Annotated in this window: 8 protein-coding genes; 3 read left to right on the plus strand and 5 right to left on the minus strand. The window is 68.7% G+C overall.

Features of this window, described 5'->3' with window-relative positions; genetic code table 11:
* Positions 1-34: 34 nt before the first annotated feature.
* The 3 genes from xdhA to BFE01S_RS18385 form a co-directional block, all read right to left on the minus strand.
* Positions 35-1,582 (minus strand): xanthine dehydrogenase small subunit, encoded by a 1,548-nt coding sequence (gene xdhA, locus BFE01S_RS18375; RefSeq protein ID WP_028226756.1) that lies wholly within the window; start codon positions 1,580-1,582, stop codon positions 35-37.
* Between the two features lie 306 nt (positions 1,583-1,888).
* Positions 1,889-2,419 (minus strand): disulfide bond formation protein B, encoded by a 531-nt coding sequence (locus BFE01S_RS18380; RefSeq protein ID WP_028226757.1) that lies wholly within the window; start codon positions 2,417-2,419, stop codon positions 1,889-1,891.
* A gap of 246 nt (positions 2,420-2,665) precedes the next feature.
* Entirely contained in the window at positions 2,666-4,045 is a 1,380-nt protein-coding gene (locus BFE01S_RS18385) for an amidase (protein WP_028226758.1), read from the minus strand.
* 183 nt (positions 4,046-4,228) lie between these two features.
* Between BFE01S_RS18385 and BFE01S_RS18390 the strand changes: the two genes are divergently transcribed.
* Positions 4,229-5,986 carry a cation:proton antiporter gene (locus BFE01S_RS18390; protein ID WP_028226759.1) on the plus strand — a complete coding sequence of 586 codons (1,758 nt, stop codon included), beginning with the start codon at positions 4,229-4,231 and terminating at the stop codon, positions 5,984-5,986.
* A 125-nt stretch (positions 5,987-6,111) separates the two neighbouring features.
* On the plus strand, positions 6,112-7,425 hold the full coding sequence (locus tag BFE01S_RS18395; protein ID WP_028226760.1) for a gamma-glutamyl-gamma-aminobutyrate hydrolase family protein: 1,314 nt from the start codon (positions 6,112-6,114) through the stop codon (positions 7,423-7,425).
* Positions 7,426-7,601: 176 nt separating this feature from the next.
* On the opposite strand, the gene BFE01S_RS18400 is transcribed toward BFE01S_RS18395, so the two are convergent.
* On the minus strand, positions 7,602-8,132 hold the full coding sequence (locus tag BFE01S_RS18400) for a GNAT family N-acetyltransferase (RefSeq protein WP_028226761.1): 531 nt from the start codon (positions 8,130-8,132) through the stop codon (positions 7,602-7,604).
* A 339-nt stretch (positions 8,133-8,471) separates the two neighbouring features.
* Here BFE01S_RS18400 and tcuC point away from each other — a divergent pair, with 339 nt between their 5' ends.
* Positions 8,472-9,767, plus strand: a complete 1,296-nt coding sequence (gene tcuC, locus BFE01S_RS18405) for an MFS transporter (RefSeq protein WP_028226762.1) — start codon at positions 8,472-8,474, stop codon at positions 9,765-9,767.
* A gap of 115 nt (positions 9,768-9,882) precedes the next feature.
* On the opposite strand, the gene BFE01S_RS18410 is transcribed toward tcuC, so the two are convergent.
* The gene (locus tag BFE01S_RS18410; RefSeq protein WP_028226763.1) at positions 9,883-11,799 is read right to left on the minus strand and encodes a tetratricopeptide repeat protein; all 1,917 of its coding nucleotides are present in this window, start codon (positions 11,797-11,799) and stop codon (positions 9,883-9,885) included.
* Between the last annotated feature and the right edge of the window lie 18 nt (positions 11,800-11,817).

Here is an 11,817-nt window from a genome sequence, read left to right on the forward strand (position 1 = left end):
GCCGTTGGCGCGACGAACGGATCGGACTGGCGGTTCACGATGTCTCTCCCGCAAGCGCCGCGTCCTGGTCCTCGCCGTCTTCGGCCGTGAAGGCGAAGGCGTTCACGTCGCACAGCGCGAGCGGGGCTTCGTCGCGCGTCTCCAGCCAGCAGCGCCACAGCAGATTGCGCGCGACCTTCACGCGGTACGCGGCGCTCGCGCGCAGGTCGGAGAGCGGCTGGTAGTCGGCGCCGAGCGCCGCCATCGCGCGCTGCGCCGTCGCTTCGTCCCAGCGTGCGCCGTTGAGCGCGGCCTCGGCGCGCGCGGCCCGTGCGGGCGTGGCGGCCATGCCGCCGAACGCCACGCGCGCGTTCCCGATGACGCCGTCTTCGTCGATTTCGAGCGCGAATGCCGCGCACACCGCCGAGATGTCCTGGTCGTAGCGCTTCGAAATCTTGTAGGTGCGAAAGCGCAGCGTGGGCGCGGGGCGCGGCACGCGGATCGCCTCGACGAATTCGCCCGGCTCGAGCGCGTTCTTCTGGTAGCCGGTGTAGAAGGCGGCAAGCGGCAGGGCGCGCACCTGGCTCGCGCGGCGCAGCAGGACCTCGGCGTCGAGGGCGAGGAGGGCCGGCATCGAATCGCCGATGGGCGAACCGTTCGCAACGTTGCCGCCCAGCGTTCCGGCATTGCGGATCGGCAGCGAAGCAAAGCGCGCCCAAAGCTCGGCGAGCTCGGGGTAATCGACGGCCAGTGCCGCGTACGCTTCTTCGAGCGGCACGGCCGCGCCGATCGTGAGCGATTCGGCATCGCATGCGATGGCGCGCAGTTCGGCCACGTTGCCGGTGTAGATCAGGTCGCCCAGTTCGCGGAACTGCTTGGTGACCCACAGGCCGACGTCGGTGCTGCCGGCCAGCACGCGCGCCTCGGGAAGTTTCGCGCGCAGCGCGGCGAAGTCGGCCAGCGTGCGCGGTGCGTAGAACGTGGCCTCGCCGTCGGCGGGCCGGCTGGAGCGGTATTCGAAGGTGCCGGGTCGCGCGAGCGCGCGCAGCGCGTCTTCGATGCCGGCCCGGTCGAAGGCGGCGCGCGGATAAGCGGCGTAGTCGAACATGCGCTGCGCGGCATCGACGATGGGCCGGTAGCCGGTGCAGCGGCACAGATTGCCCGAGAGGGCCTGGTTGATCTCGTCGCGCGTGGGCAGGCCGGCGCTGGCGCTCTGGTGCTCGTAGAGCGCCCAGAGCGACATGACGAAGCCCGGCGTGCAGAAGCCGCACTGCGAGGCATGGCAATCGACGAGGGCTTGCTGGACGGGGTGAAGCGCGCCGTCCGGGCCGCGCAGGTCTTCCACCGTGAAGAGCGCGCGGCCGTCGAGCGTGGGCAGGAACTGGATGCAGGCGTTGACGGCCTTGAGCGCGAGCTGCCCGTCGCTGTCGAGCTCCCCGAGCACCACGGTACACGCGCCGCAATCGCCTTCCGCACAGCCTTCCTTGGTGCCGCAGGCATGCAGATCCTCGCGCAAGTGCTGCAGCACCGTGCGCGTGAGCGGCACATCGCGCACTTCGTGCACGGTGGCCCGGCGAAGGAATCGGATGGTTTGCGTTGTCATGGTGAACCTGGGAGACATTGCGGATCAGGCGCGCGTTACGCGCAGGGGCGTGCCAAAGCCGGCCTCGCGCACGTAGATCGCCATCCAGTTCCGAAGATAGCACTGCTCGCCTCAGGAAAGTATTCCCTGCGGATGATGGGGGTTATCACGCCGTCGTCATGACAGCGGCGTCGTGCTCCGGCCCTTTGACGGCCGAAAGACGATGGAGCGGGCGCTCAGAAGCGCTGCGCCCCGCTTCGGCAATGCCGTCGCGGGGCGCAGGTCGAATGGGGAGGGCGTGAGCCGGGGAGTGCCGAAGCGGGCCGATCAGCGCCGGATGCCCGGCCACGACACCTGGCGGCGGCGATTGCGCCACAGGCTGTAGGCAAGGACCACGAAGATGCAGAGGAACGCGATGAGCGACCAGGCGGGCATCGAAACGCCGAGAATCGGCGGATAGACGGTTTCGCACAGGCCCTGGACCTTGAAGACGCCCGGCAGCCAGTGCGCGGGCGGCAGACCGTCGACAACCGGTTGCAGTGTGTCGAAGCCGCAGCTGAAGCTCGGGAAGGCCTGCACCCACACGAGCTTGGCCGCGGCGACGATGCCGCCCGCGGCCGAGAGCACGGCGAGCAGTTCGAGCAGCCGCACGCCGCGCCAGCTGGTGAGGCGCGCGCCGAGGAACGCGAAGATTGCGATCAGCACGAAGAAGTAGCGCTGGAGAATGCACAACGGACACGGATCTTCGTGCTCGGCGTATTGCAGGTAGAGCGCGCCGCCCACGAGGGCCAGGCAGATCAGGGCGAGGAGGACCAGCAGGCGGCGCTCGCGGCGCAGTAGCGCGTTATCGTCGTTCATGTCGCTCGGTTGTTCGGTTTGGAGATGCAGCAGGGGCTGCAACGGCGTGTCCGCGATTCTAGCGCGAAGGACGTGCGCCGCGCCGCCGCGGATCCGCGGCGCATGGGATTGCCGCGGGACGGCGCTGTCTTGTGCTGTATGGCACTGGCGGCCCCGGTGGCCTGGGCGCCCCCTGCGCCGCCAGGCGCTGAGGCCGGATAGTCCCGCTCGCCGGGGTGCAAGACTGGGCGGCTTGCTGGCGGAGGCTCAACGCAAGGGCGCGAGCACCGCCTCCACGCCGCGGCCGATGGCGAGGAGCGTGTCGTCGGCGTAGGGCGCGCCCACGAGCATCAGCCCCACCGGCGCCGCGCCGTGGCGATGGCACGGCAGCGACAGCGCGCACGCGTCGAGGAAGTTGAAGGCGCTCGGGTTGCGCAGCACGAGCGCGTTGGTGTGCGCGAACGCGGTGTCGTCGGCCGCGAGCGGCGCCACGCGCGGCGGCGCGATCGGCACGGTCGGCGCGACCACGGCGTCGAAGCGCGACCACAGCGTGGCCTCGGCCTCTGCGAGCACGGCCGCGCGCGCCGCGATCAGATCCAGGTAGTCGCAGGCGCGCGCCGGTTCGCCTTTCAGGATGCGCGTGAGCACGCGCGGGTCGTAGTCGTCGCGATGGCGGGCGATCAGCTCCCGGTGCCAGGCGTACGCCTCGATCGGCGAGAAGCCGTAGCGGTTGATTTCCGGCAGGCGGTCGAGCGCGCCGAATCTCACCTCGTTCACGATTGCGCCCGCGGCGTCGAGATGCCGGAGAGCGGCGTCGATCGTGTCGGCCACCTCGGGCTCCATGTCGTCCGTCACGTAATGGGTGAGGACGCCGAGGCGCACGCCTTCCAGATGCCGCGCCGCCGGCACGTGCGGGGCGAGCCCGGCGAGCAGGCGGTCCGTGAGCGCGCAGCAGGCCACGCTGTTGCCGATCGGCCCGAACGAGTCGAGCGTGGGCGACAGCGGCACGCCGCCCGTCTTCGGAATGCGCGCGGCGGTGGGCTTGAAGCCCGTGAGGCCGCAGAACGCGGCCGGGATGCGGATGGAGCCGCCGGTGTCGGTGCCGAGCGCGACGGCGGCCATGCCGTCGGCCACCGAGGCCGCCGCGCCCGACGACGAGCCGCCCGCAACCCGGGCGTCGCCCTCCGCGCCGCGCCGGTACGGCGAGAGCGGCGTGCCGTAGTGCGGATTGAGCCCGAGCCCCGAAAACGCGAACTCGCTCATATTGGTGCGCCCGACCAGCACCGCGCCCGCATGGCGCAGGCGCGCGACCGCCACGGCGTCGGCCTGGGCGGGCGGGGCGCTCGCGAGCGCCGTGGAGCCCGCGCGCGTGACCTCGCCCTCCACGTCGAACAGGTCCTTGACCGACACGGGCACGCCCGCGAGCGGGGAGAGCACGGTGCCGGCGGCGCGCAGGCGGTCGTGGGCGTCGGCGGCGGCGCGCGCGCGGGCCGCATCGACGTGCGTGAACACGACGGCGCCCTGGCCGGCCGGATCAGCGATGCGTTCGAGCGCGGTCTCGACAAGCGCCCGGCTCGTCGTGCGGCCCGAGGCCAGATCGGCGGCAAGCTGGGCGAGGGGGGCGAAGGGCGTGAAGTCGGTGGTCATGGCGATGGGCGGCGGCGGTGGCGGTTAGCGACTGCGGACTGCGGGCCGCGAGCGGCGGCAAGCCAGCGGCCCCGGCAAGGGACACATCATTGTAGGCCCGGCGTTCGGCCGTAGCGTAATTGGGATCGGCGCGCGCATCAGGTAATATCTGAAGCTGACAGTAATCTGTAAGGATTTTCGCGCATGCATCAAGGAATCGGCTTCATTCAGGATCTGGCAGTCGTGATGGCGCTCGCCGGTGTCGTCACGGTGCTGTTCCATCGCCTGAAGCAGCCGGTGGTGCTCGGCTACATCGCGGCCGGCGTGATCATCGGCCCCTACACGCCGCCCTTCCAGCTCATCCACGACGAGCAGACCATCCAGACGCTCGGCGAACTGGGCGTGGTGTTCCTGATGTTCTCGCTCGGGCTCGAGTTCAGCCTCAAGAAGCTCTTTCAGGTGGGTGTGACGGCGATTGTCGCGGCCCTTTCGGAAATCGTGCTGATGCTGTGGATCGGCTACGAGATCGGCCGCGCGTTCGGCTGGAGCGCGATGGATGCGCTTTTTCTCGGCGCGATTCTCGCCATTTCGTCCACCACGATCATCGTCAAGGCGCTCTCCGACCTTGGCGTGAAGCGCGAGCCGTTTGCGCAGCTCGTGTTCGGCATCCTGATCGTCGAGGACATCCTCGGCATCGCCATGCTCGTGCTGCTCGGCGGCATCGCGCAGACGGGCGAGCTCTCGCCGGGCATTGCGTTCGTCACGCTCGGCAAGCTGCTGCTCTTCATGCTCGTTTCGCTGCTGGCGGGCATCCTGATCGTGCCGCGCGTGCTTGGCTACGTGGCGCGCGTGGGCAGCGACGAGATGCTGCTCGTCTCCGTGCTCGGCTTTTGCTTCGGGTTCTGCCTGCTGGTCGTGAAGCTCGACTATTCGATCGCGCTCGGCGCTTTTCTGATCGGTGCCGTCATGGCCGAATCGCGGCATCTGCACCGCATCGAGCATCTGGTCGCGCCGCTGCGCGACGCGTTTTCGGCCATCTTCTTCGTGACGATCGGGCTCATGCTCAACCCGCTCGTGCTCGTGGACTATGCGTGGCCCATCGCCGTGATCTCGGTGGCCGTGATCCTCGGCAAGCTCGTTTCGTGCGGCCTCGGCACGTTTCTCGCGGGCCGCGACGGCCGCACGTCGATGCGCGTGGGCATGACCGTCTCGCAGATCGGCGAGTTCTCCTTCATCATCGCCTCGCTCGGCCTCACGCTCAAGGTGACGAGCGGCTTCCTCTATCCGGTTGCGGTGGCCGTTTCCGCCATCACCACGCTCACCACGCCTTATCTGATCCGCTTTGCCGATCCGCTCTCGCAGCGGCTCGCGCAAGCGATGCCGCCTGCCGTCTCGAACGTCTTCGGGCTCTATGGCCAGTGGCTGCGCTGCCTGATGCCGCGCGCTTCGGGGCCCACGTTCTTCACGCTCACGCGGCGCATCATGGTGCAGATCGCGGTGAACCTCGCGCTGGTTTCGGCAATCTTCATCGGCGTGTCGTACGGTGCGCGCCATGCCGGGCCGATGCTGGCGGCCTGGATTCCGGACGAGCGCATCCAGCGGGTCGTGCTGTGGAGCGGGGCGCTCCTGCTGGCCATGCCGTTTCTCGTGGCCGTGTGGCGCAAGACGCAATCGCTTGCCCTGCTGCTCGCCGAGGTGAGCGTGCAGCCCGAAAAGGCCGGGCGCTTCACGCGCGCGCTGCGTCACGCGATTGCCGAGGTCGTGCCCGTGCTGGCGATGGTGGGGGTGTTCCTGCTGGTGGCGGGGCTTTCGGGGACGATTTTGCCGCCCACGGGTTACCTGATCGGCGTGCTGGTGGGCGCGGCCGCGCTCACGATGCTGCTGTGGCGCTGGTGCGTGAAGATCCACGCCTCGATGCAGATTGCGCTGCGCGAGACCTTCGAAGAGCGGCCCGATGCGTGACGGGCGGGACCGCGATTGTGACAATCAGTGACGAATTGTGCTGGGGGCTTGGCGGCGCCTCCCGGGCCGAAGGATAATCGGTTCATGTTCATCGTTCGCACCCCCGCGTGCCCCGACCCCACGTCATGAGCGAAAACAATACCGATCGCCCCGAGGTTTCCGACGGCGCCGACCGTCCCTCCGACGCCGGATCGCCCGGCGCCTCTCCCGCCCACGTTTCTGCCAGCCCCTCCGGGGTGACTTCTCCTTCTCCCGCCTCTGCTTCATCCGTTGAAGGGACCGTGGCCGCCGCCGCGGAAAGGGCAGTGGCGCAGCGCGCATCGACCGATGCGCCTCAAAGCGCCTCGACGGTGACGCCCGAAGCTGGGGCCCCCGAGGCGCCCGAGGCAGTGTCGCGCGCGGCAGAGCAGCCCGAGGCCGCCGCCGAACTTTCCCGCGACCCCGGCCAAAGCACGGGCACGGGCACGGCGAGGCCGGGTGCGGCGCCTGCGGGTTTCGGGCAGGCGCCGGACTTCAGCGCCCAGAACCCGCCGCCGCCCAACGCCTTGCCGCCGAATCCGCCGCGCTATCTGCATGCGAACGATTCGGCGTGGTCGGTGCTGGGGCGCATCATCGCGGCGCGCGCCCGTCAGTTGTTCGACCGCGCGGGGCAGCGGATCACGCAGCGCACCCTGCGCATTGGCGTATCGGCGCGTATTTTCCATCCGGAGCCCGGCGCCATGGGGTTGCGCGGCAAGACGCTGCAATACCTCGAGGAGTCGATTGCGCACTGGGCCATGTCGCGCGACGTGATCGTGTTCATGATCCCGACCGTTGGCCACCAGGGCATGCTGCATCCGAGCAATATCCGTCTGCGCGACTATGCGCGGCACCTCGACGGCCTGCTGCTGCAAGGCGGCGCCGACGTCTCGCCGCAGACCTACGCGGAAGTTTCCGCGCGCCCCGAATGGCCGGGCGACCGCGTGCGCGACATGTACGAACTCGAACTGCTGCACGAGTTCGTCGAATCGGGCAAGCCGGTGCTGGGCGTGTGCCGGGGCTGCCAGTTGATCAACGTGGCATTCGGCGGCACGCTCTACCAGGATATCGCCAGCGACGTTCCCACAGCCGGCGTGCACGTGAGCGAGCGCTACGACCAGCACCGCCACGCGATCACCTTCCCCGAGGGCTCGTCGTTTGCCAGCATGTTTCCGGGGCGGCGCGAGGCGATCGTCAACTCCATCCATCACCAGGCGGTGAAGAACCTGGGCCGCGACCTGACGATCGAAGCGGTCTCGGCGGGCGACGGCCTGATCGAGGCCGTTCGCTACCGCCGTGCGCCGTTCGTGGTGGGCGTGCAATGGCACCCGGAGTTCCATCGTGCGGGCGGACCGGAACTGCTCGACTGCACGCCGCTTCTCGACGCTTTCCTGCGCTCCGCGCGCGAGACGCGCTTTTAGTCACGCTTCTAGTCACGCTTTTAGCGTGCCGCTGCTGATTCGCTGCCGCTGCCTGGTATTCCGGATTCATCCCGTTTGCCGAGAGTGCTGGAACGGGATGATGAAGGGGTATCCGGCGGCTTCAGCGCACCGGCCGATATGAAGAACTATATGAAGAACTCATGGACGTTGCGCCCTCAAGCTGTATCGAGCCGGAACACATAGCGCAACGCGGTGATATCCACGCCGCCCATCTGGTCCGGTTCCGCGCCGGAGAAGGCCCAGCCCTGGCGTTCGTAAAACGCGATGGCGGGTGCGTTGCCTTCGAGAACATACAGATAGAGCTGGGTCTCGCCGAGCGAACGCGCCCAGTCCTGCGCGGCCTGCATCAGCCGTTTGCCGACGCCGACCCCCTGGTGAGCCGGCAGCGCATGCAGGTTGTCGAGCAGCACACCCCAAGGCGAATCCGGCTGATGCTCGACGCAGACGAAACCCACGGGCGTCTGCTCGTCGAGTTCGGCGATCAGCACGAGGCGCCGGTCGCCGCCGGGGGCTTCCATGCGGGCGCGCCACCAGGCCGAGCGCTCGCCGCCGACTTCACGTTCGAGAAACGCGGCAGGCAGCAAGCCGCGATACGTGGCTTGCCAACTGGCCGTGTGCATGGCGGCGATCAGCGGGGCATCGGCCGCAGTGGCCGGACGTAGCGTGAGACGGGTGGCGGTGGACATGCGATGAACGGGGGATAGGAAAGCGCAGGGCCAGGGCGTGGCCGCATGCGCTTTATTTTGCACGATAAGCGCACCGATTAAGCGCACCGACGCGGTGCCTGCGGTGAATTCGCCGTCGATTCGTCGTCGATTCGCCGTCGATGGTCAGGGCCGGGGCGGGATTCGTCACCATTGACAGCGTGCCCTCAGGTAATACCCTGATATATGGTGCCACACATGGGCAGCATAATGACCGCCCGCCCGGGCACGCCCGGCGGCGCCCATCGCCCCCGGCGGGTTTCCTGTTTCACTGTCTGCCCAGCCGGTCACGGCGCGGCGGACGTCTCCACAGAGGACGTCATGTCAACCGCGTCTCACGCTGCTTCCAGCGAATCCAAAGCCCGGACCGTGTTCCGCGTCACGAGCGGCAATTTCCTGGAAATGTACGACTTCATGGTCTATGGCTACTACGCCTCGGCCATCGCCAAGACCTACTTCCCCAGCAACAACTCGTTCGCTTCGCTGATGCTGGCGCTTACGGTGTTCGGCGCGGGCTTCCTCGTGCGGCCGCTCGGCGCGATCGTCCTCGGCGCGTACATCGATCACCACGGCCGCCGCAAGGGCCTCATCCTCACGCTCGGTCTCATGGCGCTCGGCACGCTCGCCGTCGCCGCCGTCCCGGGCTATGCCACCATCGGCTTCCTCGCGCCCGTGCTCGTGCTGTGCGGGCGCCTGTTGCAGGGCTTTTCCGCGGGCGTGGAACTGGGCGGCGTCTCGGTTTATCTCTCGGAAATCGCGACCAGGGGCAACAAGGGCTTCTACGTGTCGTGGCAGTCGGGCAGCCAGCAAGTGGCGGTGGTGTTCGCCGCGCTGCTCGGCGTTTCGCTGCACCGCATCCTGCCGGTTGAAGAGATGACCTCGTGGGGCTGGCGCGTGCCGTTCATCATCGGCTGCTGCATCGTGCCGTTCCTGTTCTTCATCCGCCGTTCGCTGCAGGAAACCGAAGAGTTCGCGAAGAAGAAGCACCGTCCTTCGATCAGCGAGATCATGAGCTCGATGATCCAGAACTGGGGCGTCGTGCTGGGCGGCATGGGCATGGTCATCATGACCACCGTGTCGTTCTACATGATCACGGCCTACACGCCGACCTTCGGCAAGGAAGTGCTCAAGCTCGACGAAGTCGATACGCTCATCGTGACGGTCTGTATCGGCCTCTCCAATCTGTTCTGGCTGCCCGTGTCGGGCGCCGTGTCGGATCGTATCGGCCGCCGTCCGGTGCTGCTTGCTTTCACGGTGCTCACGATCCTCACGGCTTATCCGGCCGTGCAGTGGCTTGTTGCCGATCCGTCGTTCGGCCGCCTGCTGATGGTCGAGCTGTGGCTCTCGTTCCTCTACGGCTGCTACAACGGCGCGATGGTCGTGGCGCTCACCGAAGTGATGCCCGCCGACGTGCGCACCGCCGGCTTCTCGCTCGCCTACAGCCTCGCCACGACGATCGGCGGCTTCACGCCGGCCATCTCGACGTATCTGATCCACGTGAGCGGCAACAAGGCCGCGCCGGGTGCGTGGATGGGTGTGGCGGGCGTGTGCGGCCTGATCGCGACGCTCGTGCTGTACCGCACGGCCGAAGCGCGCAATCAGTACAAGGCGGTTTGAGCCGAGGCGCGCCGCCTGGCGCGCTACGAGCCGGAAAAGCCAACAGCCTCGCAGTGTCCGACTGCGAGGCTGTTTGTTTTGGTGCCGTCGATTCCGGCGTGGCGGGCCGGTCGTGTCAGGCGTCGCGCAGTTCCCGCGCCACCGTTTCGATGACCTCGTCCCACGCGCCGGGCCGGGGCTGGCGCACCAGCCGCGCGCGCGGATACCAGGGGCTCGTGTCGGTGCCGGTGAACCAGCGCCAGTCCGCGGCGAACGGCAGCATCAGCCACAGCTTCGCGTGTAGCGCGCCGGCGAGATGCGCGATCGAGGTGTCGATCGACACCACGGCGTCGAGGCGTTCGATGACGGCGGCCGTGTCGGCGAAATCGGCGACCTTGCTGCCCGGGCGGTGGATCGAGCGCGCGTGCGGATGCGCGTCGAGCGCGGCATGCTCGGCGTCGGTCAATTGCGGCTGCAGCACGATCCAGTCGATGCCTTCCAGTGCGAACAGCGGATCGAGCGCGGCGAGCGGCAGCGAACGGTTCTCCTGCTTCTGGATGCGCCCCGACCACGCAATGCCGATCTTGCGTTTCGCCTGGCCGCCGAGCGAGCCGCGCCACTTGCGCCGGTAGGCCGCGGGCGCCTGGAGGTAGGGCGTGCGTGCGGGCACGGTGTCGAAGGTCGTGCCGAGTGCAAGCGGCAGCGAGAGCAGCGGGCAGTGCAGATCGGCCGCAGGCTGCGGCATACCCTGGGCGATCAGCGTGACGCGGGCGGCCTGCGCGAGCGGTGCGATGAGCGGCAACAGCGCAGGCTGCACTTCCAGCACGACGCGCCCGCCCATTTGTGCGACGAGCGGCACGAAGCGGACGAACTGCAGGGTATCGCCGAAACCCTGCTCCGCCTGGATCAGCAGCGTGCGGCCCGCGAGCGGCTCGCCGCGCCAGCGCGGCAGCCGGTTGGCCTGTGACGCCGGCTGCACGATCTCCGCGGCGCGCCCGACCGGGTCGCGCTCGACCGGGTCGCGTGCAGCCGCATCGCGTGCGGCCGGATCGAGACGCCATTCGTATTCGGGCAGACCGCGGCGGAAGTCGCCGGTCGTGAGCCAGGCGAGCGCGCGGTTCAGGTGCGCGGCGGCAAGCTCGGGGCGCACGCGCAGCGCTTCGTCGAATGCGCGCACGGCTGCTTCATGGCGGCCCAGCGCATGATGCGCGGTGCCGAGCGCGAGCCAGGCGAGCGCGAACTTCGGATCGAGGCCGATGACGTGTTCGAGCGGAGCGACCGCCGCTTCGTGACGGCCCAGCGCGACGAGCGCATTGCCGAGGCCGAAGAGGGCGGGCGCGAAGCGCGGCTGCAGCGCGAGCGCGGCTTCGAAGGCCGCGACGGCTTGCGCATGGCGCCCGGTTGCATCGAGCGTATTCGCGTAGTTGAAGTGCGCGGCGACGAAGCGCGGCTGCACGTCGAGCGCCGCGCGGAATTGCGCGAGCGCGCCTTCCGTATCGCCGAGCGCGTTCAGCGACATGCCCAGGTTGTTGTGCGCGCCGGCATGGCCCGGGCGGATCTTCAAGGCCCGGCGGAACGAATCGGCGGCTTCGGTGTAGCGGCCGAGAGCGTGGTACGCGTTGCCCAGATTGTTGTGCGAGGAGGCGTCGCCGGGCTGCAGGCGCACGGCGTGGCCGAACGAGAACATGGCGTCTTCGTGACGGCCGAGCACCGCGTAGGCGTTGCCCAGGTTGTAGTGCGCGAGCGCGAAGGCGGGGGAGAGCGTCAGCGCGTTGCGAAAGCGTTCGACGGCGGCTTCGAGCTGGCCGAGCGCCTTGAGCGCGTTGCCGAGGTTCAACTGGAGCGCTGCGTCGTCGGGGCGCAGGTCCACCGCGCGGCGCACGAGGTCGGCCGCCTCCGCATGCTGCCCCTGCTGGTGCCGCAGCACGCCGAGCAGATGCAGCGCATCCACGTGCACCGGGTCGGCGGCGAGCGTCGCGCGGTAACCGCGCTCGGCGTCGTCCAGCCGGCCGTCGCGATGGGCGGCGTATGCGCGGACAAAAACCTGTTCCATGACCGAAGGGGCAAGACT

The organism is Paraburkholderia ferrariae NBRC 106233, from assembly GCF_000685035.1.
Taxonomy (GTDB): domain Bacteria; phylum Pseudomonadota; class Gammaproteobacteria; order Burkholderiales; family Burkholderiaceae; genus Paraburkholderia; species Paraburkholderia ferrariae.

Bases quoted from the DNA above. Each gene is read 5' to 3' on its own strand.
- xdhA (WP_028226756.1), bottom strand. From the start codon at position 1,582: ATGACAACGCAAACCATCCGATTCCTTCGCCGGGCCACCGTGCACGAA.
- BFE01S_RS18380 (WP_028226757.1), bottom strand. From the start codon at position 2,419: ATGAACGACGATAACGCGCTACTGCGCCGCGAGCGCCGCCTGCTGGTC.
- BFE01S_RS18385 (WP_028226758.1), bottom strand. From the start codon at position 4,045: ATGACCACCGACTTCACGCCCTTCGCCCCCCTCGCCCAGCTTGCCGCC.
- BFE01S_RS18390 (WP_028226759.1), top strand. From the start codon at position 4,229: ATGCATCAAGGAATCGGCTTCATTCAGGATCTGGCAGTCGTGATGGCG.
- BFE01S_RS18395 (WP_028226760.1), top strand. From the start codon at position 6,112: ATGAGCGAAAACAATACCGATCGCCCCGAGGTTTCCGACGGCGCCGAC.
- BFE01S_RS18400 (WP_028226761.1), bottom strand. From the start codon at position 8,132: ATGTCCACCGCCACCCGTCTCACGCTACGTCCGGCCACTGCGGCCGAT.
- tcuC (WP_028226762.1), top strand. From the start codon at position 8,472: ATGTCAACCGCGTCTCACGCTGCTTCCAGCGAATCCAAAGCCCGGACC.
- BFE01S_RS18410 (WP_028226763.1), bottom strand. From the start codon at position 11,799: ATGGAACAGGTTTTTGTCCGCGCATACGCCGCCCATCGCGACGGCCGG.